Raw genomic sequence first — 24,625 nt, 5'->3', positions numbered from 1 at the left:
GGTGCGGGTCAGGGCGACGAAGGAGCCCACCGCACCCACTAGGCCGACCACTGCGCCTATGAGGCTTGATACGAGTGCTGCTGTGTTCAAATCGGCCATCACTGCCACGGCAACTAACCCGACCGACGCCGTGCCCGCCAGTACCGCAGCCACCCATAGCGCGCCACGGCCCGATCCCGAGCTACTCACCATCAAAACCTCCCACACGTGCGGCACACTTATGCACTCGTCTCGTCCGTCGGCAACCGGTGTTTTGACCGTAGCCCCGCTCACCCGGTCGTGACCTGAATTCGTACACAAAGCCCCACTCCTCGCAGACATAATAGGTCGCCGCGCTCCCACCTGAGTCACCAGGCGAATGCCCATCATCCTGAGCGTCCGGGTATGCGTCCTGGTCTGTCGACGCTCGGATGTCCATCCCCGCGGGTGCGGGGAGCAGCTGACCACGGCGTCGGCGAGGCCTGCAACCGCACCCGCCGCGCAGTCGAACGCACCGTCCCTTTTGGTCTGCTCGCCTGCACCGTAGTCACCACCTGGTACCGCGCTGGCCGGCCACCAGCCCGCCGACACCGACGAGCACCGCGCCAGAGCCCTGTGGGTGTCGGAAACCGTGTCACCCGAGTGCGGGTTCGGATCTGCCAGAGCGCAGGAGGCTGGCGGTTGCTGTGCGGCATCATGCTGGGTCGTGGCGATACGTCTGATCTATCAACTCGCGTGCCAGCTCTCCGATGGCTTGCGCTGCTTTCCCGGTCGAGTGCGGCGAAAGACGTCGAGATCTTGATGCCCCGACATCAACTCGTTGTGGTGCAACGCGTCCAGCCACGACCTCAATTTTCCTGGAGTGATCGCGTCGTCATGGCAGCGCTGCTCCGGCTGGTGAACAAGAAGCAGTGTGCCCGGCTGGCGCTGCTGGTCACTCCACGGTCGGTCCTGCGCTGGCACGCACGCCTCGAGGCCAGGAAGTGGACCTATCCACACCACCGACCGGACCGACCGCCGAAGCCGGAAGCACTGCGGCAGCTGGTCCTGCGCCTCGCACGGGAGAACCCGGGGTGGGGATACCGACGGCTCCACGGCGAACTGCTCGGCCTGGGACGCAAGGTCGGCGCCTCGACCATCCGGGAAATCCTGCAGCATCAGCCCTGTGGCCGCACCTCACCGCCTGGGCGGATCACAGCTTCATCGCCAGCAACCTCGCCGACCAGAGCGATGGACAGCACCACAAGGCCCCGCATACCGACGAAGAACGGCAGATGTGGACCGAGAAGGCCCAGGCCGCGCAGAGACGAGGCGAGCTGGAGCTGACCGAGTCGTGGTACGCCGCCGACGGACAGTCGATCACCCTCGCCTACCTCGTCGAAGACGACGACTCGACGGTGGTCGCGCTGAGCGGCGACCCGGGCTCACCAGGCTGGCAGGTGATCGGACACTACGCCCATGAGTATTACGACGCGGGCCCGATGGTCCGTCTCCAGGAACTCCTCGAAACCAGCGGTCAGTTCGCCAGCGCCCTGGAGACCGTGCAGGGCCAGCAGATCGCCGCCCGCCTCTCGGCGCTGGGCCGGCAGATCAAGTTCCTCACCCGCGAGGTCGAGGAGGCGGCCGAGGACCTCGGCGCGACCGTCGCCGTCCTGCCGCCGCACCGCACCCCCGTGCTGCGAATCCGCCCACGCCCCGCCGTGGACACCACACCGCCGACACCGGCGCTCCGCGCCAGCACGCCCGCCCGCCGCCGCTAAGCACCGAGAAAACACCCCGTTGTCCCTGACCGCACCTCCGGCCCCGCGCATCACCTATGGCGCGGTGCTGGGCAGCCCCTACGTCGCCCGCCTCCTCGGCGGCACCCTCACCGGCCGACTCACCAACGGCATGGCGCCCGTCGCCATCCTCCTGTGGGCCACCGCGAGCGGCCCAGCGTCGCCTTCGGCGGACTGCTCAGCGCCCTGTACGGGCTGTCGTCTGCGCTGGCCCAGCCGGTCAAGGGACGCCTCATGGACCGCCACGGCCAGAGCGCGGTGCACCTCCCGGCCGCCCTACTCAACTCGGCCCTCCTGGCGGCCCTGCCCCTGTCCGGACCGTACGGCGGACCGGGCCTCGCCACAGCCATCGTCGTTGGCGGCGGCCTGACTACGCCTCCCCTGGAGGCCGGGCTGCGGACGCTGTGGCCTAGCGTGCTGCCCGACCCTCGGCTGCGGCACGCCGCTCTCGCGCTCGACACCGGCATGCAGGGCCTGCCGTACATTGTCGGCCCCCTGCTCGTCGCCGCACTCGCCTCCGCCTACAGCCCCACCGTCGCGCTCGCCGTCACCGCCGCCCTCGGCTTGGTCGGCACCGCCGCGGTCACCCTCACGCCGCCGTCGCGGCGCTGGCGACCCGAACGATCTGGGAGCCAGAACGCCACCCCGGCTCAGCGGCTGGCCGTCCCTGCCGTGTTACTGCTGTTCGTCTCCCTCACCGGCATCGGGTTCGCAATCGGCGCCATGAACGTGTGGTCCATCGCCACGGCCGCGTTCCTGACCGGGTGGCTCCCGCTCCTTGCCCTCCCGGTCCCGTATGTGGCCACCTCCGCGGTGGCGTGCCCGGTGTGTTCCTGACCCTCGTGGTCGCCTGCGCCTACGTCACCACCGACCCCCTCACCCCCGCGGGCCGCACAAGCGAGGCGTACGCGTGACTGATCCTGTCGATCGGGGCCGGACAGGCCGTCGGCACCGTCCTCGCCGGACGCCTCGCCGAGCGGCCCCTGGCCAGCGCGGCGCTCCCCGCCGCCAGCGCGGCTTTCGCTCTCACCGTCCTGCTCGCAGCGCGCCGACGTCTCGGCCCCACCGGACAACTGCCACGCGGCCAGTACCGCCGCCCGCTCCCAGGCCAGCACAAGACGCCCTGATCAGGGCGCAACCCCAATTTCTTTCCGACCCTTTGGAGGAGATCTAATTATGGCCGTTGCTGGTACAGCGGGATGTTCCAAGGTGCGGAATGCCCGGTGCCGCGCCGATGTTGCCCGGCTCCGACAGTGCCCCGCCGGTGTGCGCACCCCGGCGGCGGGGACGGTCCAGTCCCGCTCGACGAAGTCCTGGTACGCCCGCTCGGCGGAGATGTCAGAGCAGCGGAATAGAGTCGCCGTTCCGGCCCGGTGGCCGGCCATCGAGGGGGAGACAGCGTGCGTGTGCGCAAGTGGTCCAGGTACACGGAGGACGAGAAGCAGAGTCTTGGGCGGGGCCTCCAAACGGTTCTCAGGGAAGGGGGTGCTCCGGACGCGGAGGCGTTTCTCGCCAGGGGCGATGAAGGAGTACTCATCGAGGTTCCTGCCCCGCCATACGAAGGGGTCGTCGACCGCTACGGTCGCGCCCCTATCAAGGTACGAAACGCCTGGGCCGACGAAGCAGTCCGAGGGATCCGGCTCCTCGCCGAGCGGGTCGGAATCGACCTGACCTGTCACGGTGAGCACAGCAAGTACGGCGCTGGGCATGGCGTCTACCCACTCCCTGACTCCGGGTTCGTGCACATCACGGTCCCGTGGGCGGACGCCGATCACCTGTTAGCCGCCCTTGCGGGAGTGGCGCCGATCGTTTCGGCGGAAGAGCCGCAGTCAGACCCAGCTGCGATCGAGGTGTGCGCGAGCGAGGTCTACGAATCGGCCGAGGTGATTGCCTGTATGGAGGCGGTCACTTCTGCAGGAATCGCCCTGGCGCAGGCCGTGACGGCTCTGCGGGCTGCTGCGCGTGACGTAGGGGTCGACACGTACGCCGCTTCACGGCACCGCCTGAGGGGCGTCCGTGCCGCTGTTCCGCAGAACACCGACCGTCGAATCCCCGGCCCCGATATCTACGATCCCTTCTGGGACGACCCTGTCGGCAGATACCTCATCCAGGCCAACTACCACCTGGCCGGCCTGCGAGGCATCGAGACGTCGCGACTCTGGGGCATCGTCGAGGCGAGCTGGGAGGATCACGATCATCAGGATGGCGAGTACACGCTGAACGAGGCGCACATCGCAGAGGCGATCGTGCGGTTCGAGCCGAGCGTCGACTATGACCGCTTCCGCGCCTATATGCACGTGATGCGTGTGCACGCGACCGAGCGGAACTAGCGGAAGCGCGTGAACCCTCTCTCCGGACTGAGCGCGAGGCTGCCGAGCGGGCTGAGCGCGAGGCTGCCATGCAGAAACTGAAGGCCGACCGGGAGGCACGGGCCCGGGCGCAGGAAGTACGCGCCGCTGCTGCTGCCGAGCGGAAGGCTAGGACCGGCCAAGCCGCCAAAGCCGGGGCCGTCAAGCCGAAGGATGTGTTCTACGTCGTGACGGGCACAGACCGGGTGACCGGCAAGCCGGGGGTCAAGTTCGGCATCAGCAACGGGGACGGAGAGGTCCGGCTGTCGCGGCACGCCCGCGACGGCTACAACACCCGACACCGGCTCTTCACCGGCCTTCCTGCGGGGGTTGCCCGAGAGGCGGAGAACGGGATGCTGGCGCGCCTCAAGGGTGCAGGCCACAAACCGCTGCACGGACGCGAGTACTACCCGCAGGCCGCCCTTGGACTGATTCTGGACTCGCTCGATGGGGACCTGACCCCTGCTGCCGACTCCGTGGACAAGGAAGTCAAGGCATTGACCGGCTGACCGCACGCACCAACGGCAAGTTGGGAGGTCCGCCATGACCGACCAGTCCCCCGACCTCCGCGAGACAGTCCGGGCCCGTTACGCGGCCTCCGCTCTGAAGGTCACCGAGGGCGGGACTGCTTGCCGCGGACCGGCGCCGGTGGAGATCGACGAAAACTTCGGCTCCACCCTCTACAGCGGCGGTGAGACCGACGAGCTTGCGGCCGACGCCGTCGCGGGGTCGCTCGGCTGCGGCAACCCCACGGCGGTCGCCGACCTGAACGAGGGCGAGCGCGTCCTGGACCTGGGCTCCGGCGGCGGCATCGACGTCCTGCTGTCCGCCCGCCGGGTCGGGGAGACCGACGAGGCGTACGGCCTGGACATGATCGAGGAGATGCTCGCCCTCGCGCTGGCCAACGCGGCGAAGGCCGGCGCGACGAACGTGGAGTTCCTGTGCACCATCGAAGCCATCCCGCTGCCGGCGGGCACGATCGACGTGGTCATCTCCAACTGCGTGATCAACCTGTCCACCGACAAGCAGGCTGTGTTCACCGAGACCTTCCGCGTCCTGAAGCCAGGGGGCCGGATCGGCGTCTGGCGCTCGACGAGGAGCGACTTCTGCTCGCGACCGCGACCGCGCATCCCGACGACGCGGACCAGATGCGGTGGCTGACCCCGGCCGACTTCACCCTGCCCCTGCACGCCGGGCTGTGGCAGTGCCTCACCGCACTGGCTCGGCGCCACGCCCCCGTCGACCCCGTGACGGTCCTGTGGGAGGCCCATCAACGCGGCCTCCTCCCACCCGGCGTCGACCCCGCACAGCTCCTCGACCTCCTCGGCTCACCAGCCGGGTCCCCCGAGCACTGGGGCGAGCGCATCCTCCAGCGCTCCATCCTCACCACCGCCCACCACATCGGCCGCCGCATCGAGGCGTTCACCGACGCCCCGGCCACCACGCCGTACCAACTCGTCGTCTGCAGCCGTCGCGCGCTCGCCGACCTGTCCGCCGTACGCACCCGCTGGCACCACGCCACCTCACCCGCGGCGACAAGGACGGCGCGCACCGGGGCAAGGGCCTCGCCTCGAGCCGGGCCGCCCCGGACCACGCCTCCACCCACCGTCCGCTTCTCCCGCTGACCCCGAACTCGCCGGTGGCCGGACCGGCCACCGGCAGAAGAGCGCACTCCTTCGTGACGACACCCCCCATCAACGCGCACGTCCACTTCGACACCCACCCCACGCACTCCAGCGCAGCCACCGCCACCCTCACGGGCACCCGGCAGGACCTGGCCCACGGCCTGCTGGCCGCCCACGGCTTCGAAGCCCTCGACGATCACACCCTGGTCATGGTCCGCATCGACCGCGAAGAGCCCTACTGGGCGGAGAGCCGCTCAAGCCCTGACTGCCCAGGGGATCACCACCCAGATCACCGCCCGGCTCCAGGAAGCGATTGACGAGGAGTGGGAGTGGGCCAACTACTCGATACCTGGTGCTCCCGGGAGGAAGTCCGTGAGGTCTCCAACGAGGCCCAGAAGCTGTACGACGACATCCGCCGCGGACGGCTTCTAATCCACGCCCATGCCAAGGACAGCCACACCACCGTCGGGGTCGGTACCTATCTCGACGGCGGAAAGAGCGTCTACCTCCACGGCGAGGACCACCTGCGACAGATCGCCGACTTCTTCGACTCACCCGCCCATGCCCTGGTGTCCTTCGAACAGCTCCACGGCGACACCATGCGGCCCGGGTCCGCGCCGATGACCGACACCGAGCGCGAGGCCGCCGAAGCTCGCGCCTCACTCGGTATACCGGCTGCCCAGCCCGAACCTCACACCGCTGAACCGGAGATCGTGCCCGCCCACGCGGCCGACCCAGGCGACCACAACGCCATCCTCGAAGGATTCCTCGACGCCCACGGCGACTGGGAACGATGGCGGACCTGGTCCGACGGCACGACCCACGCCATTCACGAGTCACAGACCCTGCGCATCGAACGCGTCCACGAAGCCCATCCCCACGAGACAGCCTGGACGGTGGCCGCCTTCGAGACGCCCGTCTCGGAGCGCCTATGGCACCTCACCGCGACCGGTTCCACCTCAGCCCCGGTACTCCAGACCTTGCTGGACCTCCTCGCCGACGGCGAAGGTTGGGACAGCCCCATCGGTAGTCCCGCCGCCGAGAAGCACATCGCCGACGCCACCAAGCCCCTCACAGAATCCGGTTGGACGCACACCATCGATGACGGACGCTGGCTCCGCTGGACGAACCCTTCCCACGACGCAGGTGTCCGATTCGACAACTTCGCCGCCCACAAACTCGACAGCCTCCTCACCACCTGGACCATCTGGGCCGGGCCTAGCATCTACCGGCCGACCTGGACCCTCCGCGCCCCGCATTCCGCTCCGGCAGCGGTGATCGCCGACCTGGTCGCGGAACTCGCGCACAGCACTGGCCCCCGGCACCAGCCACGCTCCGGCGCGCCCCGGCAGCCGCCCCAGCCCACCACGCGGCTCCCCGCAGTGCCGTAGATCAGCCCGAGACTCCAGACTGGTCGGCGCCACTGACCACACGCTCACGCCTACGACGGCAGGAGCCAGCAGCAGAGGGGAGGTTGTCGCTGACGGCGACGCACCCCACGGCTCGGGCTGCACCACACCCCCGCTCCAGCCACGCCAAGACCCCGTCGCCAAGCTGACAGGACTTCACTGACGGTTGTCCGCAGGCCCAACGCGTACTTGAATCCACCAAATTGTGGAAAGTCGACCACGCTAAGCAGATTCGCGCCCTAGGCTGACCCCCAGTGCTCAGGCACGCCACCGCTTCTCTCCATCCCCCATGACGGTCCCAGCCAACTCCGGCCGGGACTCAGCAAACCGGGAACAGAGAGGACGAGGCATGCCGAGACGATTAGGGGTGCTGATGCACAGGATGCATCAGCACCTCAGCAAGGTGGTTGAGTGGGTGAGGCGGCGGGTGACGGAATTGCTCCGAAAGCTCGGCGCACAGTTGCTCTTGACCGCAGTAGCGGCGTTTCTTCACCCCATGGCGGAGAGGATCACCGACGCAATCCTGTGAGCCAGCCTCAGCATGTTCGTAGCACGCTGAGGCTGGCGGTCAGAGGGGCACCTGCCAACTAGGGGGCCCGGCAACCAGCCGGGCCCCCGGTCGCAGCCACAGGCCAAGACGCGGATGACACATAAAACTTGACTCTTAAGGCTATACCGAATCAAGTTTTCTGTGTCACACGAACTCGAAAAGGCGGGACGCGGGCAGGCCCGTACTCGCGACTCGCTCGCCGAGTCGACGCAACCCGCACTGGGGGCATTTCCGGCTAGCGAGGCAGTCTCGGCACGGTCAGCCGAGCGCCGCCTGCCGGATGCCCTGCAGCAGGACTGTCCTTGCCGGAAAACTCAGCCGCCCTGGTGGGGGCGGTTCTTCGGGTGTCCCGAAATCTGGCCGCGGTCGCTCGAGCTCGCGCTCTCGCGCAGTTGCTGTCAGCGCGTCATGATGATCGATCGTGCTGCTGCAACTGGCTTACCTGGGTGTGACAAACGCGTTCGCGATGTTCGCCTGCTGCCGATGACCGACCGGGACAAGGACGCCGAGATCCTCGCCCTGCGCCACCAGATCACCGTACTGAAACGCCAACTCGGCAAGGACAAGATCCGGTTCACGCCGAGCGACCGGGCGTTCCTGGCGGCGCTGCTGCACCGGCTGCCACCGCACGTCCTGCGACGGTTACGGCTGCTCGTACGCCCCGACACGGTGATGCGTTGGCACCGCAACCTCGTCAAACACCACTACGCCGCCTCCTGCCGGCCCAAACGCCCGGGACGGCCACGCACCGTGCGCTCCATCCGCATCCTGGTGCTGCGCCTGGCGAAGGAGAACCCGAGCTGGGGGTACAGGCGTCTGCACGGCGAACTGCTTGTGCTGAGGGTGAAGGTGGGCGCGTCCGCCATCTGGGAGATCTTGAAGGAGACAGGCATCGATCCTGCGCTCGAGCGGAACTCCAGTACCTGGGCCACCTTCCTCCGCGCTCAGGCTGATGCCCTGGTGGCCTGTGACTTCATGGAGACAGTCACCCTGTCGGGGATACGGATATACGTGCTCGTGGCCATCGAACACGGCAGCCGCCGGATCCGCGTCCTGGGCGCCACCACGCATCCCACCGCCTCCTGGGTAGCGCAAGCGGCGAAGAACCTCGTCATGAACCTCGAAGACCTCGGCTACCGCGCACGGTTCATGATCCGGGACCGGGACGGGAAGTTCCCCGACCTCATCGATACCGTCCTCCAGGACGCAGGGATCGACGTCGTCCTCAGCGGCATCCAGATGCCACGAATGAACTCGATCATGGAGCGCTGGATACAGACCTGTCGCCCCGAGCTCCTGGACCGGACATTGATCTGGAACCAGCGACACTGCGGGTGCCGATAAATCATCCACGCAGGTCGGGGGGCCTGATCACGGATCTTCGGTTCTCCTCGACATTCGCCCAAGTGCCTTCACCCGCAAAGGGCCAGGGCGGCATCATGATCTGTCGTGCTGCTGCGCCTGGCCTACCTCGCCACGACCAACGCCCTGGCGTTCCTACGCCTCCTGCCGATGAGCGACCGAGACAAGGACATCGAGATCCTCGTACTCCGGCACCAACTGCTGGTCCTGCAGCGTCAGCTCGGCAAGCCGACCTTCACCGACAGCGACCGTGCCATCCTCGCCGGCCTGCTCCACCACCTCCCCAAAGACAGACTGCGGCACCTTCTGCTGCTGGTCCGCCCCGAGACCATCTTGCACTGGCATCGCGAACTGCTCAGGCGGCGCCATGCCGCAACCTGCGTACCCAGGCGACGCGGACGCCCACGCACCCTACGGTCGATCCGCGCCCTGGTCCTGCGCCTGGCCAGGGAGAATGCCTCGTGGGGGTATCGACGGATCCACGGCGAACTCGCGGCGCTGGGGATCAAGGTCGCCGCCTCAACCGTCTGGGAGATCCTCCGCGAGCACGGCATCCCACCCGCCCCCGAACGGCAGAGCACCACCTGGGCCGACTTCCTCCGCAGCCAGGCCAAGGCTCTTCTCGCCTGCGATCTGTTCGAAGTCCGCACGCTGACGGGGGCGCGCCTGTACGTCTTGGCCGTCATCGAGCACACCACCCGTCGTATCAGGGTCCTCGGCGCCACGGCACACCCCACCGCGGAGTGGATCGTGCAGCTCGGACGCAACCTCCTCATGGACCTCGAAGACGCGGGCAGCAGGGCACGGTTCCTGATCCGCGACCGCGACTCGAAGTTCACAGCCGCCTTCGACGCCCTCATGACCGATGCCGGTCTCAAGGTCGTCACCACCGGCATTCGGATACGACGGATGAACTCGCTCATGGAGCGCTGGATACAGACCTGCCGCAGGGAACTTCTGGACCGGACCTTGATCTGGAACCAGAACCACCTTCTCCACGCCCTGCGCGAGTACGAGGCCTTCTACAACGAACACCGCCCGCACCGGGCACTGAAAAACGCCGCCCCATGCCGCCCACTACCCACACTCATCACCCAACAAGCCCAGCTCACCCAACTGGAAGTCCACAGACAAGACCGGCTCGGCGGAATGCTCCACCAGTACCAGCACGCCGCCTGAGCTGCGCGGATGATTTATCGGCACCCGCACTGTTCCAGGGCAGGCAGCGTACCCTGGCCCGGCTTGTCTTCCACGAGCCAGCTCCGTTCCACCAGCCGTTTCAGGCCGTGCCCTGCCTCCCTCATGCGGGAGGCGGACGCGCTCTCCCAGCCCAGCGCCACCGCTGCCCGCTGGTCGTCGAGCCCGTCGGCTCCCGCCTCCAGGGTGGCGGCCATCAACGCCTGGTACTCCACCGACAAGACCTCGATCCCGGGTGCGTTGTCCCGGTGGGGCACCGCTCGGCGCGACCCCACGGGCCTTCTCTGCGACACCCGGTCGGCCACCAGGGCGGGCTCTGGGGCCTCAGCCAGAGCCTCCAGATATTGCTCCAAGCCGATCACCCGACGCCGAAGCACCTCTTCCGCGTCCGCGAGAGCCGCCCGCACCTACTCCAGCTCGGCTTCAAGTTCCTCCACCCGCAAGGCCGCAGCCTGCTGCCCCGCTTCCAACACAGCCCGCATCGATGGCATCTGCCACCCCCACGACATCTCGGTCACTGACGACCCGAGAACTGCCGCGACAGCTGCGCGAGAGCGAGAGGCTCCTTCTCCGGCCCCGGGATGAGCCCGGCCCTGTCGGGTCAAAGGAGGTCGGCGTGCCAAGCCGTGTCGCGGGTCAAGTACCGGTATCCAACCCACTCCTGTGCCAGGCGTCGGCCTGCCACAAGGAGGCCAACTGTCTTGGCCCGGTGCGGCCCGGGCATCCATTTAGCCAGGACAGAAGCCTCTCCCGCCTCAATGGCCTTTTCCTTCGCATCGCGTGCGCATCCGAGTTCCAGCAGCGCGCCGTAAAGACGCTCAGTGGGCTGGACGGTCGGAAGGCCCCGGTCGCTAGCTGTCTTGGATGCCGCGTGTGGAATGCGGATCCCGCTGAGATCGAGGTCGCCGAAGTAGCGGATCTCCGCGATGCGGTGCTTGGCCGCAAGCGTGTTAACCGATGCGCGGAATGTGCCGCCGAGTCCCCAGGCGACGTACCCCAGCCGGTGGTTCTCGGGAAGACTATGCACGAGAGACCACCAGGTGGCCGAGTTCTCGACCACAAGCAGGATGTCTCCGGCGCCGACACGCTGATAGTACCCGTCCCCGATCTCGGTCAGGAACGTTTCCGTGAGCAGCGGCGGATGCGTCGTGAACGTACGCAATGTCGCGTGCAGCCGGTCGGGGTCGCCGAAGATCGGCCCCGAGCGCAAGGTGTCGAAGGTCTTTTCCGGCATGGGAAAATCCGCTTCACTTCCGTACGTTCCGAAGATCTCCAGAGCCCGCTCCCGAAGCGGTACGGGGAAGACGTCCGGATCGCTCATCAGCCACTGGTTGACGGCCACGTACGCGGAGCGCTGCTTCGACGTCGCCGTCGGCCACTCCCGGGCGAGCCGGTAGAGGTCGGGGTGCCAGTGCGGCATGGGCGGTACAGCGGGTCGAGGTGGAGCGGTGGCACAGAGCCAGATCTTGAGAGGCAGGGACACTCTGTCACGGGTACGTTGTTTCATCTGCTCGATCAGGCCGTGCTCTTCGAGTTCGTCCAACAGCCGCGACATGAGCAGGGGTTCGTATTCGCCGTCCGGGTTCCGGTTGTTCACCTTTCGGAATGCCGTCCAGATGTCGTCCAGCACGACGCGCGTCCTGCGTGCGCCGTTCCAGCCCGCCTCGGTGGCACCGGCTCGCAGGTGCCGGATGAACTCACTCTGCCTGTGCTTCACGGGTGTGTCCGTCTTCCGTCTCTCGCTTGAAGAGTCTGGTGGTGGTGACGCTGCCTGTGCCGTCCGGCTCGGCCAAGGCGTCGAGCGCCTCCTGTATCCGGTCGGTCACAGTGAGGTACTTTCGCCCCGCCCGCAGATCGGCGTCGTTGCGCAACCTCAGGATGAGGGGGAAGCGTTTCAGCGTTCCGTCGTCGGACAGCCCTGTGGTGTAGATGAGTTGCACGCCCAGGGATTCGGCGACCTTGCGTTGGAGGGCGAGCAGATAGTCCGCGTTGGCCCGGCCGATCGGGTTGTCGAGGAAGAGGACGCCGGAGTGAGTGTCCCTCTCCCTGCCCCGGTTGCTCGCCCGCAAGGCGGCCATGGTGCAGTACAGGAGGATGGCCGCGGTGAGGTGCTGTCCGCCGGAGAATACGTCCTTGATCTCAGAGACTCTGATGCGCTCGTTGCGCAGCACGGCGTCGGGCTTGAGCATGTCGATCCGGAACCCCTTGGGGACCGCTGCTTTCACACCCGCGAGCAGCAGCGACATCCCGTCTCTGCGCACAGTCCGCCCGTCTGCGGTATGTCCCTTCGCCGCATCGTCGATGACCTCTCCGATGCGCTGATGCGCGGTGTCGTCCTGTGCCGGGGTGAAGCGGAAGCGGAGGAATTCCTGGGCGGCCCAGTCGTCCAGGCTCGCTGGCAGTCGTGACATCCGCTGCGCCTGACGCAACGAGGCCAATGCCTTGTCGACCTGTGCTTTGAGGTTCCGCACGATCAGTGTGCGGTGTCGCTCTGTCTGGTCGATCTCCTCGTTCAAGGCGCGCAGACGCGGCCTGAGGGCGTCGGACCATTCGGTGGCGCGGGCCGCCACCGTTTCCCAACCCGCGATACGAATCTGTGTCTGCACGCGGACATGCAGGTCTTTGAACTCCTGGGCGGCGGCGTGGTGAGTGATCTTCTCCGTTGCTGCGCGCAGGGTCTGCTCGTCGGTGCGGGCATTCGCTTCGCGTGTCGTACGTTCCTTGGTCATCTGGGTGACGAGCTCCTGGGCCGTGTCCGCGTCCCCTTCGTAGGGCGCGGTGTCGGCGTCGCTATCGCCTTCGTGTAGGTCTGTGGTGAGTCCGTCGACGATGAACTGGAAGGCCTTCGCCGACGCCTCGGCATCCTCCAGTTGGCGTCCGAGCCGCGTGTGTATTTCCTGTTGGTCCGCCACCTTGCGAGCGCTTGACGTCTGCTGTCGGCTCGCTTCCTCGACGGCCTCGGCGCAGGACTCGATATCGGCTGGATACTTGGAAACCGCAACTCTGGTTGTCAGTCGATTCTCCGCAGTTGCCAGGTCGTCCGCGCAGCGGGACTCGGCCACTGCTGCCTTCCGTGCCCTGGTGCCGGCTGCCTGCGCCGCGTGGACCGCGCTCTCCAGGGCAGTCGCTCGTGCCGCTTCGTCGGAACCTTCGGGACTCTTCAGCAGTGCGGCCGCCTTGTCACGGAGTTCCTCGGCGAGCGCGAAGTAGCCACGTTTCGCTTTGGCGGCCCGTTCGTTGGCTCGCTCACGCTCCTCCAACAGGTCGCTCCCGACCTGGACGCGTAGGTATCGCGCCGCGGCCTGGTCATACGTGCTCCGCAGCAAGGCTGTGGAGAGTTCGGGAACAGGATCGGAACGACGGACATCCTCGCTTCCGGGAAGCTTGGCCCGTTCGTCGTTGACGATACGCACAGTGCGTTGGTGTTCGTCCGCCCTGCGTTGATGGTCCATGACGAGCTTCTGCAGTTCGACAGCCTCATCCTCCGCTTTCCCGGCGGCTTCCTGGCGCTCCTGCATCCTCTCCTTCGAGGCCGAGGCCTGCTCTGTCCATTCCGACAGATGGCCGTGGCGGTTGGCGAGCTCCTTGAGGCGTTCCAGCCGTTTGGCGAGCGAGTCCCGAGTCTCACGCAGGGGCGGGAGCTCCTCCTTGATCTTCTGCCGCCGTTCCTGGAGCGTCTGGAGCACTTCCTGGCGTTCGACCACCTGCGCTTCGGCAGCTGCGTGTTCCCGCACCACACCCGCGTGTTCTTCGGTCAGTGCGGTGATGCTGCCTTCCGGGTAGCGCGACCGCCAGTCCGTGAGGGCGTAGGTCAGGCTGCCGTCCTGCTCGATGCGGGTGGACAGCTCCTCGGCCCGGGCGCTGTGTACGGCGTGCCGAGCGTCGATCGCCTCGTGCTCGGCGGCCGCCGCGTCCACGTCGTACAGGGCGGGGTGAGGCGGGATCACCGTCTCGACGCCGCCTGCCAGTTCCGCCTCGGGGTCGATGAAAGTCCTGGTTGTCGAAACCGACACAAAGACGGTCGGCTGGGGACGCAGGGCCGTGAGTACTTCCCGGGCCCGGTTGATGTCGTCAGGATCGTGGAGGAGGATACCTGCGGCCAGGTGCGGCAGTCGCTCCACAATGTCTCGTCGTCGGTCGGCATCGGGGATGGCAGCGAGGTAGCGCCATCCCGGGACTGCGACCACTTTGGCGTCCTCAAGCGCCTTACAGGCGTCGGAGATTACTTGGGCGGGCGGAAGGAGGTCGCCTGCGGCCAGGGCAAGGCGTGCCTGTTCGTCGATGGACTCGACGACCTTGAGTTCGGTCCGCTCTCGTTCGGCCTCACTGCGTGCGGTGCTCAATGCGTCCAGGAGCGAGGCGACGTCGCGTTCCAGGTCAATGTCCGGCACGTCAAGGAGCCTGGCGAGCCGGGAATTCGCCTCCAAGCGCACTGTCTGTGTGCGGACCTCGTCCAGGCGAGCGGTGAGGCGATCACGGCGCCCACGCAGGTCGCCTGTCTCCGCCTCGGCCTTCCGCAACTCGTCGTGCGCGAGGGTCTCTCGATCTGCTAGCTCCGCCCATTCTCGTTCCAGATCCGTGACGCGCTGGGCTGCGTTGTCGCGTCCTTCTTGAACGGTCTCCACGGTCCGAGGCAATGCGGCGGCGTCATGCAGCAGACCGTCGGCGACGGCTGCGGCGATGTCCTGGCGCAGACCTGTGATCCACTGGTCGAACTGGGCGGCCTCGTGTTCGGCCTTCGTGGCGTCCCGATGCGCCTCGCGAGCACGCTCTTGCGCCGCGCTCTTCTCCTTCTCCCCCGCCGCGGCGCGCTTCATCTCGTCGGAGGCTGTTTGGGCAGCCTCGTCAGCCGTCGCCCACAGGCTGCGGGCCAGGCGGCGGGCCGCTTTGTCGCGCTCTTCCAGTGCCGGGCGCGCCTTCTCCTCCTCGGCGCCAATGAGATCGGTCAGCGCCCTTACCTGGGCAATGCTGTCGTCGTACTCATGCACGGTCGAGGTCTCTCGCCATGCGGCGACCAGGGCTTGGGCCTCGGAAAGTCCCTTCTCGCTCGCCGTCAGCTCCCGCTGAGCACTCTTGTGCTTCAAATCGGCTAGGTGGCGGCGCAGTTCGGTCACAATCGCCTCGGCACGTCCGGCCGCGTGTGTCAGCTCATCGAGTTCCTCTTGCGACTTGACGACCTTTGCTCGCTGCCCGAGCACCACGTCCTGCTCATTTCGCGCGCGCGCCCGAAGCCGTCTGCCCAGTTCCGCAACATCACGGGCGGCCTGCTCCGCTCGGCGCCGCGATAGCCGGACTGCTTCGGCCAGTTCTACGATCGGGCCCAGGAGATCGAGCGCTCCGGCGACGAACTCCCGCTCGGTGAGGAGCAACCCACGGCCCGCGAGCCGCTCCACGTGTTCGGAGACCAGCGCCGCCAGGTCGTCCATCTCCTCGGACCTGACGATCGCCCGCAGCAGGAAGTCGACGAACTTGACGTCCGAATCGAGCTTGAGCCAGTTTGCCGCTTCGCCTTCGTCGACGTTCATCTCCCTTTGGTATCGGAAGAGTTCGGGGTCGATGCCAAGCAGCTGCAGCCGATTCGTCCAGTCGCCTTGATGCCGGGTCCAGTACAGGTCCAGGCTCTGGTCGGCCGCGTATGCCTCCTGGAGCTCGTCCCGGTATGTGTCCAGAGTGCACGACTTCGTACCGACCGCCATCGGGAGGGTTCGAAGGTTGTTCTCGTCACTGGGCCGCAGGCAGTACCAGCGTTCGCTGAGGTTGTCCGAGATTTCAGAGGCGACCTGGTTGCGCCAGGCCAGCACCTTGCCGGTGAGCAGCAGATCGCCGGTGAGCGGGTTCATCCACTCCAGAACGATGTGGGACACGTCCTTGGGCATGACGAACTTCTCCAGGACGCGCGTGTTGGTCGTGCCCACTGTGTGGCGACGCCCGGGAAGGACGACGGAGAAGATGAGCTTGAGAAGAACGGACTTGCCGCCCCCGTTCTCCAGAAGGACCAGGCTGGCGGGCGAGGGCCGGTAGGTAGTGGCGGTGGCGTCGAAGAGGGCTCCCTGCTCGGCACCCACCGGGCGTCCCGCGCCACTGAGGTCGAGAGTGACGTCGTGGAAGCGGGCACCGGCCGGTCCTACGGTTCTCAGCCGGACGCGGGATAGCTCATACATGGCACGGTTCTCCTAGTCGTACAGCGTCTCGGCGCGGGTGGTCCGGAGCGTCCCGGTCCCAGCGACGGGAGGCAGCACCCCGAGTTCGGTCAGTTCCTCATAGGCACGTGTGCTGGCCAGTTCGCGCACATGGACCTGATAGCGGTGGGTGGCGACGAAGATCTTCTCCCCGTCCTCGGAGTCGGCTCTGCCCTGGTGGAACATTCCGCGGTCGACGAGGTGCGCGAGAGCCCGGCCTATGAGGCTGCGGGTGGCCGATGCCCCTGATCGTCCACCCTTGGTGGGGGCGACTTCGGGCCGGCGCTCGTAGGCTCGCCAGGCCCTTTCCAGTTCCGGAGCGTGAGCCGGTGGATCCTGCGACCCCTCGCTCTCAGCGACGCGTTCCGCCAGTACTCGGCACACCGATCGCACGAGCCGGTCGATGGACGACACCCGGACCTTGCCCTGGTAGCCGTCATCGGCCAAGTCCTCGGGCCGGGGGAAGGCCAGGGCAGCGACAGCCAGGTGCGTGAGGCCGTACAGGATGCGCTCGGCCTCCCGGCTCTCCCGCATCCGCACGTGTCGGGCGTACTGGTCCATCCGAGTCTCGAAGGCCGACCCCGGCAGCGCGGTATGCACCATTCCAGCACGCGAGGTGACCGCGATGACCCTCAGCCCCATGCCCACCGCGTATCGGGTGACGAGCGTCTCGAAGTCCGGATCCTCGGCATAGCGCTTCACGAGTGCCGCGTAGGCACTGTCACGCGCGGGTCGGATCTTGGGCCTGAAGCCGTAGCCGATGAGTCTGCCCGCAGCCTCCGCATCCTCAGCCATGGTCTCGATTGTCATGATCGTCCGCTGTTCCTCTCCCGACGGTCAGCGTCCAGAGCCGCACGGTCGAATGTCGCATACGTCAGCAACAAGTCGTCACCCTCGAACCCTTGGCTGTCCAAGGGGATCCCTGCCGATACGGCGAGGAGGACGCGGTCGACTCCCTCGCCCAACGCCGCCCCTAACTGCGGGCTGAAGGCCCGCAGCGCCAACAAGACCAGCAGGTCAGGGAGTTCCGGATCAAGAGCAGCAGCCTCCTCCAGCAGCTCGGACAACGGCCGCGCCTCGTCGGCCAGATCGAGCAAGGACTCGACCACGCGCTGCTGCTCGTCGGCGTACCCACGCACTTCCACGACCGGGACGAGCTCCGGCTCCTCCTCCTCTCCCGTGAACCGGGCTCGTTCGGGAGACGGTGCGAGCAACGCAGGAACCAGCGTGGCCAGACAAAGCTGGTCATCCGCCGTCGGCCCTATGGACTGCTCGTAGAAGGAGCGCACCGGATGGAAGGCATCGGCCAGCGTGAGCCCGAGCACCGGCTGAAGGAGGTCGCCGTACACGTCCACCGAAGCCCTGAGGGCGGTGCCGGAGAATTGTTGGCGGTCCTGTTCGTCGAGGAAGAGCGTGCGAGCGCCGCGCAAACGGATCTGCAGCCGGGTGTGTCGGCGAATGCAGTCCTCCACGATGTCGACCAGGTCGGCCGCCTGGCTCCTACGGACCGGGTCCTCGGACTGGTCACGCTCGGTGGAAACGGACCGGGCTATCGCGGACTCTTCCTGGAGCCGGTGGTCGACGTGGTCGAGAGCCTCGTTGAGGAGGTCCGGTACCTCGTCAGTCCAGTCGACCGACGTCACATTCCGGCTCGTCGCGTCGAGTTGGGCGCGGATGATCTCCGCGTACTGAATCGTTCGGATACGAGCCTGCTCGGCCACGGCCTTCGCGTCGGCCAGCCGCCCCCTGCCGATGAGGTTGCGCAACCTCACCTCGGCGGCGATCTGAGCTGATTCCACATCTGTGTCCAACGCGCCGACCAGAACGTTCAACGCCTCATTGGAAGCACGCAGATACAGGTCCCCGTTGCTGTCCGAACGCTCTTCGATCAGCTTGAAGTCCCACTTCCTCAGCGCATACGCGCCCGCGCCGTCCACCTCTCCGTAGAAGCGGCTGAAGCCCCTGTCCGTGTCCCGTACGTTGATCAGGGAGTCGAGCACCCATCCAGCGACGCGTGTGTGCTCGTCGGCCGGGCGGTCAGGCGCCTGCCAGCCGACGAAACCCCCGGCCCTGAGCAGGACCTGTTCGTGGTTCGCCCCTGTGTCGTAGTCCATCGCGATGGCCACGTGATCGATGATCTGCAGAGCCACCTCGGCCATCTGGTATTGAGAGCCGTCCAGCCATGACAGTTTGGCCTTGCGAATGTCGAGGTCGTGCAAGGGCGCGGTGCAGGCCAGGGCCTTGAGCCTGCGCGTGAGCCCTTCGTCGCCCCATACGTTCCGTTCGCCCCCCTGACCATTCATGGCGTCACTAGACATGCTGGAAGCTGCGGATGTCACCTGATCCACGAAGCATGGCGAGAATCACGGCGGCACCCCTCCCTGGTGACCCGACAGTAACTTCTGACCCTATGGTCTCATTTGCTGCGGATTTCCTTAATAAGAGCCCTATCGCGGATACACCACAACTCAGAGAACATCTCAACATATTGGCTGATTCATGACCCACCAGAAAGACCTGGTGGGTCACACTTCTCGCTCCAACGGCACCCTTAGCGGCACCCCGCCTTGCCCTGACCGAGTAGCTTGACGCGGATCAGGTCGAACAGTTCGTCGAGCCCGGTTCGGTGACGACAGTCACCCTCCGAGGCTGCCGAGGGTGATGATCTTCAAACAGTACGTGATGGAACTGCTTGGCACATTATTTTTTGAGATGCCCACGGACACCGTCACCGCGTGGCATAACCGTCTCTCCCCCTCACTGGTCGCCACGACAAGGGATCACCGCAGCTCAGGTAGCACGCCAGGAAGAAAGTGGTCGCGGGGTGATCGCATGATCCGCGAGCGAGGACCGACTATGGAGGTGATCGTTCACTGCGCACCGAGTCCGACCACAGCAGGTGGATCTTCGCTGTCGACCTCCCCTCCTGCGGCTCCCGGCGACGCACCGTCCGTCGCGGCGGCTTCCCCAGCCACTACGACTTCAGCTCGTGTCCCACTTTGATGAGCCTGAGGTGACCCCGGACAATGTGCGGGTATCTGTTGAAGGCGAACGGGTGCGTCATCGGCTACCTGACCGCCCACGACGCCGCCCGCGCATCATCCTGATCTGGGTGGCGGACGTCTACCGCCACCGGGGAGTCGGCGCCGCGCTCGTGCAGGCACTCGTGGACGACTTCGGAGGCCACGTTGCCGATGTGTCCTGGTCGGCCCCGATCAGTTCTGCCGGCCAGCGCCTCGCACGCCGGCTCTCGTCCAAGGGCATCTGGATCAGCTGACCCACAGGCAGGCTTCCGCGCCGCTGATCAGCGGCCACCAGCCCGAACAGCGGCCGCACCAGCGCCTCGTGCGGTGAAGTCCAGATATTGAGCGAGCCTGAGGCTAACGTTGTGTGCCTTACGTTGGCGCGTGCGCAGCCCGGGAATCGTGGTTGCCAACGGGCGCACCCGCCGCAGGGGGCGATCATTGACCAGGGGGGGCAAGTGGAGCCGAGAAGCGCAGCCGCTGCGGGGAGAGACTTTCCCTATACGGCAGGGACGACCTGCTACATCGAAGTCCATGATGACGGCAGAGTCACCCACGGAGACTCACGGGCCGGATACGAACGGGCCGTTGCGGGCAAGTCCCGGCTGTTCGCCGTATGGCCTGGCCAGTGGTCGAGCGACCTCTTCCTGATCGACGACCTCGACGAGTACGCCAAGGCACACGGGATCAAGCACGACCAGGACCGCACCGGGCTCAGCGAGCACGTCCACGATGTGGAGTGGACCGAGGAGGTGGCCTACAACACCAACCCTCGCAGCCCGTACATCAGCATCCGCCTCACGATGAAGTGCGGGTGCGAGATCCGAAACTTGGACACCTTCGCCAAGCAGATGCGGGAGCAGCAAGGTTGGAGCGTAGCGACCAGCGTCGGCTGGGGCAGTAGCAGCGGCCCGGAAGGCACGTCCTATTCCCTACGGGTGCGGCGGAAGAGTCTCCGCGCCTGATCAAGGGTGCTTGCCGAGAATGTCATCCGCCCTGGTCGGAGGTCTGCACCGAACCCACTCGTCGGCCGCGGTCGCTCGAACCGGGGCGGTTCAGAGCGGTCAGACAGGCCCAGGTGCCGTGGGTTGGCAGCGTGGCTGATGAGTCCGAGCATGCGGTGCACAATGTCGACTTCCCGCCATGGTCGAAGTCTGGCCCGGAATGTGCGAGATGTTCGACGTCATGAACGACTCCGCACAAGCAAGTGCCGCTCTTTCCGGGCAACGTCGACCAGCGTCGTTTCTCCTACAAGCATCCAGTTTCGCCAGTACGCGGCTCCGCCGTGGTTCTCCCCCATACAGGAGCATGTGCAGTCGTCCCCGGCGGCATCCCGGCAGCGCGTGTCGCACCGTTCCGTGGCGGAGAACTGCAGGTATACGTCCACCTCACCGAAGCGTTCTGCGAGCGCGGAGACGATTGTGCGCAGGTGAGGACGAGCGATCTCCCACCGCCCCGGCGTCATCGCGTTGTTCCACTCCGGGCGTATCCGTTCTCCCAGCTCTTCCAGGATCCAGCGTCGGTTGGAACCTTCCTGATACGGCATCCACACCCACAACCGCTGTTCACCGACGTTCCGGCGCACCCACGGACGACGAGACACAACATCACCCCCGCCTCAATACTCGTGCGTCATGCGCTCGGCGGCCAGACCCTGCCAGTCGACTACTGATCTGACCCAAGTTCGGCTCGCATGGCCAGGCGTAGCCGAGTGAGCGCCCCCTCGTATGCGCCCCGGCCTCCCGAGTAAGCCTCATCGCCCGCGAGCACACCAGCCGCGGCGGGGTCCCGCACGTCCCGAAGCCGCCGGAAGGTCTCCTCAGATGCCTCAACCACGGGCGCTGACGCGGTGATCGTCATCTGGTAGCGCAGTTCGTAGCACGATGCGAACCTTTCCCGCGCCGCCCTCTCTCGCTCCAGCGCCCCAAGCTCATGGTCTCGAGCGAGGAGGCGAAACGCGTTGCGCGCCTTCGATAAGCAGGTCAGATACTCGCCGTACAGCGTTCGGCGAACCTCCAAGAGATGGGCCCTCCGCTCCCGCCGCCACCGATGGCGATCGAAGAACGCGGCCGATGCCGTCGCTATGACAGCACCCGCAGCAGCACTGGCCAAAGTCGCCCACTCCACAACGTGACCCTAGAAGGGCCTGCTCGACGTCGCCAGACTGCGTGCACTGCTTGGCACACTATTTGTGAGCAGCAAAATCGATCATCGAAGCACCGACTGCTACCGCCCCGCACTTGTGGCCACGACAAGGGGAACACCCAGCTCAGAGGCCTGTGGAGCCTGAAGTGATCGCGTGGTGTGCCCGTCGGCGGAGACTGGGATCGTCGGCACACTGCACCACTTCCAGGAGGCGATCACCATGCGCTCCGTCACCCACCGTGGACGTGTCTACCGGCGCTGTGGATGCCGCGACGCACACCGCCAGCAGATCGGAACCCGCTGCCCACGACTGGCAACCGATTGTGACCACGGAAGCTGGACCTTCGCCGTCGGCCTCCCCTCCCCCGACCACCGCCGTACCACCATCCGCCGCGGCGGATTCCCCACCCAGAACGCCGCCCAAGGCGCGCTGCAGCTCGGCCATCAACAACGCCCGCTTGGTCATCACCTCACCCAAGACCCGCAGCAGCAAGAACGGGGTCGCCATCTCCCCGCGCGTGGCAGCCGCTCTCACACGCCGCGCAGCCGACGCGCCGCCGTCAGCATTGGCTGACCGCTCCGACGACCCGTTCACCGGACTGGTCTTCTGCCGACCCGACGGCCGCCCGCTACAGCCTCAGACCGTCCTGGATCGCTTCCGTCGACGCGCCAAGGAAGCAGGGGTCCCCCGCATCACCCTGCACGACCTGCGGCACCTCGCCGCCACCCTCTCCATCACCGCAGGCACGCCACTCACTGTGGTCTCCAAAACCCTGCGGCACTCCACCCTCTCCACCACCGCGAACCTCTACAGCCACCTCACCCAGCAAGCCGCCCACGACGCCGTGGACGCCATCGACACCGCACTCACCCAAGCGGATCCGGCCGCCGGTAGTCATCCGCACTGGCCGGACTGGCTGCGACCACGCCGCGACCACCCGAACAGGCCCCGGACACGCCTCACGCTGCCCTACTTCGCCGCCCCGGCCGCCAGTTCACCCAGCGCCTCCACACCCCAAGGCGTGCGTGCGACCACCATGCGACCACCACGCCGCACAACACGGAAAAGGCCGCTCTCCCATCCCTGGAAAAACGGCCTTCGACCTGCGAAAACGCTGGTCGGGACGACAGGATTTGAACCTGCGTCCCCTTGACCCCCAGTGCGACAATTCTCCTCTTATGCTCCACTTTAAGACTCTCGCAGACCTACCGCTCCGTCAAGCTCCATACAGCGCTGTACACCGCAGCCGTCAAGTGCCAACCCGGCGCGCCTCACCGTTCGGACTCCACCTGTCACTCGACCGTCCCGCCCCTGCGCCCACATCCGGAGCACACAGCTGCACCCGCCAGCCCTTGAAGGTGAGCCACTCCAGCTCCGCACCGACCCTCTGCCCCCTCAAGTCCTTCCGCCAGCCCTACGCCTCGGACCGCCGCCCCAACAGCATCGCCACCAAGCGATCCACACTTCCCGGGGCGACCTCGTTGAGCGTCGCACTCACATTCATGCCTGGCCCGATTCGCCGTGAGATCGTCCTCTGGGCGCAGGCTCAAACTCTCCGCCACACGCGCTGGAAGCTCACCAGATAGAAACACGCTTCTCACCAGGCTGGACGTGATTTTCGGCATCCGCAGTGTCAGTGCTGCTGACCGTCCCCACCGGCGGTGCCGGGCACGGCGGGCAGCCCTTGGTGGTAGTGGATGACGTTCCCGCCCTGCACCGCGTACACCGTCCCCTGATCGCGCGCGATATTGGTCTGCACCCATCCCTGCCGACCGCTCGACGGCTGAGGGGCGGTCCGGTCGACCAGCTCGCGCAGATCCGCCGCCGCCTCCGGTTGCGCGGTGAGCAGAGCGAACAGCCTGCGCCGCCATACCGGAACCAGTTCCCGGCGCACCTCACCTGCCTCGCCGCCGTCCACGGAGTCCACCGTGCGGGCGTCCTCGTCCAGCAGCGCTACCACGCCGCTCTCGCGGTCCTGGGCATGGCGCAGGAACAGCATCGCCACACCGTCCCGGGTGCTCTGCCAGAGATCAGTGCCCATCGCCGACACGAGCGTGGTCGCCGCCCTCTCAGCCAACGCCGCCGACGATTCCACGGTCACCGCTCCCCCATGACTGTTCCGACGCCGGCTGTTCTCACGCCCAGTCCCTGCGGAAGGTCCTGATTTCAGGGGGTCCGCCGTCGGCATGCGGCTGATCAGTTCGAAGGCGAAGGCGGCCGCGTTCCGGGAGGCCACAGGCTGCCAGCGCTCGTCGTGTGCCTCGCCCTTGTCGCCGAGCAGATCCGAGATGCCGCGGATCACCAGCGCGTCCAACTGCTGATTGACGTACGCGCCGGCGAGGAAGCCGAAGCCCTCCATGTCCACCGCGAGCGCGTCGCCCGCGCTGGCCGCGAGCCTGAGCCCGACGTCCGAGTGGTGGTGCGCCACCACCCGGCCGCCCGCTGCGAGGGGCTTCACATGGGCATAGGGGCGCGGCGCGGCGTCCCCCGAGCGGATCCGCCGCTGCCATGCGTCGCCCGCCGCCACCAGCCTGGCCAGCTGCACCAGCCCGTACGCCGACTGATAGGTCTTCTGCCGGGGCAGGAACCCGGACTCGGTGTCCTTGCCGGTCTCGTAGTCGTACACCGCGTCAGCCGCCACCACATCGCCCAAAGCGACATCCTTACGGCCGCCCGCCACCCCCACGAACAGCACCGCCCGGGGCGCGAAGACCGCCACGGCCCGCTCGACCGAGACCGCTGCACCCGGATTCCCCGGACCCGTCATATGGATGGCGACGCTCCGCTCCCCGGCCCCCTCGCGGAACACACCCAGCTCGAACAGCGCACCTCGTTCCGCCTGGACCACACGCGGATCCTCCAGATGGGCCCGCACCGCCCGGTACTCGACCTCCAGCGCGGTCAGGACCACCACATCGGCCCGCACCGCACCCCCATTGCCGCCTGCACCCATGGATCCCCCTAGGACTTCCTTTACCCACACCTTACGGACACCGACGAAATCCATGTGGCTCTGTGCACGAGAACGT

At 66.8% G+C, this 24,625-nt stretch carries 16 protein-coding genes and 3 pseudogenes; 13 read left to right on the top strand and 6 right to left on the bottom strand.

The annotated features are described in order from the left end of the window. Window positions 1–1,076: 1,076 nt before the first annotated feature. The 10 genes and pseudogenes from ACFZCY_RS39070 to ACFZCY_RS39025 all read left to right on the top strand — a co-directional run. Window positions 1,077–1,739 (top strand): annotated as a pseudogene (locus tag ACFZCY_RS39070) (hypothetical protein); the annotation flags it as partial. 153 nt (window positions 1,740–1,892) lie between these two features. Then, window positions 1,893–2,594, top strand: a complete 702-nt coding sequence (locus ACFZCY_RS39065; RefSeq protein WP_391184671.1) for an MFS transporter — start codon at window positions 1,893–1,895, stop codon at window positions 2,592–2,594. A gap of 563 nt (window positions 2,595–3,157) precedes the next feature. Continuing rightward, a complete protein-coding gene (locus tag ACFZCY_RS39060; RefSeq protein WP_391184668.1) occupies window positions 3,158–4,087 on the top strand; it encodes a hypothetical protein in 930 nt (309 codons plus the stop codon). Between the two features lie 68 nt (window positions 4,088–4,155). Continuing rightward, window positions 4,156–4,614, top strand: coding sequence for a hypothetical protein (locus ACFZCY_RS39055; RefSeq protein ID WP_391184666.1), 459 nt, complete (start codon window positions 4,156–4,158; stop codon window positions 4,612–4,614). Between the two features lie 34 nt (window positions 4,615–4,648). Next, a pseudogene (locus tag ACFZCY_RS39050) lies at window positions 4,649–5,188 on the top strand (methyltransferase domain-containing protein); the annotation flags it as partial. Between the two features lie 65 nt (window positions 5,189–5,253). Continuing rightward, window positions 5,254–5,730, top strand: coding sequence for a DnaB-like helicase N-terminal domain-containing protein (locus ACFZCY_RS39045; protein ID WP_391184663.1), 477 nt, complete (start codon window positions 5,254–5,256; stop codon window positions 5,728–5,730). Between the two features lie 53 nt (window positions 5,731–5,783). Next, window positions 5,784–6,047 carry a hypothetical protein gene (locus tag ACFZCY_RS39040; protein ID WP_391184661.1) on the top strand — a complete coding sequence of 88 codons (264 nt, stop codon included), beginning with the start codon at window positions 5,784–5,786 and terminating at the stop codon, window positions 6,045–6,047. 12 nt (window positions 6,048–6,059) lie between these two features. Beyond that, the gene (locus ACFZCY_RS39035) at window positions 6,060–7,121 is read left to right on the top strand and encodes a DUF317 domain-containing protein (RefSeq protein ID WP_391184658.1); all 1,062 of its coding nucleotides are present in this window, start codon (window positions 6,060–6,062) and stop codon (window positions 7,119–7,121) included. Window positions 7,122–8,110: 989 nt separating this feature from the next. Beyond that, a pseudogene (locus ACFZCY_RS39030) lies at window positions 8,111–9,018 on the top strand (integrase); the annotation flags it as partial. Window positions 9,019–9,138: 120 nt separating this feature from the next. Next, entirely contained in the window at window positions 9,139–10,230 is a 1,092-nt protein-coding gene (locus ACFZCY_RS39025) for an integrase core domain-containing protein (RefSeq protein WP_391184654.1), read from the top strand. A gap of 14 nt (window positions 10,231–10,244) precedes the next feature. On the opposite strand, the gene ACFZCY_RS39020 is transcribed toward ACFZCY_RS39025, so the two are convergent. The 5 genes from ACFZCY_RS39020 to ACFZCY_RS39000 all read right to left on the bottom strand — a co-directional run bounded on the left by ACFZCY_RS39020 (window position 10,245) and on the right by ACFZCY_RS39000 (window position 18,730). After that, window positions 10,245–10,655: a hypothetical protein gene (locus ACFZCY_RS39020; RefSeq protein ID WP_391184651.1), complete on the bottom strand. Its 411-nt coding sequence runs from the start codon at window positions 10,653–10,655 to the stop codon at window positions 10,245–10,247. A 194-nt stretch (window positions 10,656–10,849) separates the two neighbouring features. Further along, the gene (locus ACFZCY_RS39015; protein ID WP_391184649.1) at window positions 10,850–11,965 is read right to left on the bottom strand and encodes a hypothetical protein; all 1,116 of its coding nucleotides are present in this window, start codon (window positions 11,963–11,965) and stop codon (window positions 10,850–10,852) included. Continuing rightward, on the bottom strand, window positions 11,946–16,409 hold the full coding sequence (locus ACFZCY_RS39010) for a hypothetical protein (RefSeq protein WP_391184648.1): 4,464 nt from the start codon (window positions 16,407–16,409) through the stop codon (window positions 11,946–11,948). Before ACFZCY_RS39010 ends, ACFZCY_RS39015 begins: the two co-directional genes overlap by 20 nt. Window positions 16,410–16,421: 12 nt before the next feature. Beyond that, window positions 16,422–17,222, bottom strand: coding sequence for a hypothetical protein (locus tag ACFZCY_RS39005; protein ID WP_391184645.1), 801 nt, complete (start codon window positions 17,220–17,222; stop codon window positions 16,422–16,424). Window positions 17,223–17,233: 11 nt separating this feature from the next. Continuing rightward, window positions 17,234–18,730 carry a hypothetical protein gene (locus ACFZCY_RS39000; RefSeq protein ID WP_391184643.1) on the bottom strand — a complete coding sequence of 499 codons (1,497 nt, stop codon included), beginning with the start codon at window positions 18,728–18,730 and terminating at the stop codon, window positions 17,234–17,236. A 710-nt stretch (window positions 18,731–19,440) separates the two neighbouring features. Between ACFZCY_RS39000 and ACFZCY_RS38995 the strand changes: the two genes are divergently transcribed. The 3 genes from ACFZCY_RS38995 (at window position 19,441) to ACFZCY_RS38985 (ending at window position 22,749) form a co-directional block, all read left to right on the top strand. Further along, complete coding sequence (locus ACFZCY_RS38995; protein WP_391184641.1) at window positions 19,441–19,704, top strand: hypothetical protein; 264 nt, start codon at window positions 19,441–19,443, stop codon at window positions 19,702–19,704. A 204-nt stretch (window positions 19,705–19,908) separates the two neighbouring features. Next, window positions 19,909–20,415, top strand: a complete 507-nt coding sequence (locus ACFZCY_RS38990) for a hypothetical protein (protein WP_391184639.1) — start codon at window positions 19,909–19,911, stop codon at window positions 20,413–20,415. A gap of 1,638 nt (window positions 20,416–22,053) precedes the next feature. Then, window positions 22,054–22,749, top strand: a complete 696-nt coding sequence (locus tag ACFZCY_RS38985; protein WP_391184636.1) for a tyrosine-type recombinase/integrase — start codon at window positions 22,054–22,056, stop codon at window positions 22,747–22,749. Window positions 22,750–23,229: 480 nt separating this feature from the next. Here ACFZCY_RS38985 and ACFZCY_RS38980 read toward each other — a convergent pair whose 3' ends face one another. Continuing rightward, a complete protein-coding gene (locus tag ACFZCY_RS38980) occupies window positions 23,230–24,549 on the bottom strand; it encodes a hypothetical protein (protein ID WP_391184633.1) in 1,320 nt (439 codons plus the stop codon). Window positions 24,550–24,625 lie beyond the last annotated feature (76 nt).

The sequence above is a fragment of the Streptomyces sp. NPDC007983 genome (assembly GCF_042958345.1).
Lineage (GTDB): Bacteria > Actinomycetota > Actinomycetes > Streptomycetales > Streptomycetaceae > Streptomyces.
The sequence above is the reverse complement of the archived record's forward strand: the minus strand, read 5'-3'. Positions and strand labels throughout refer to the sequence as shown.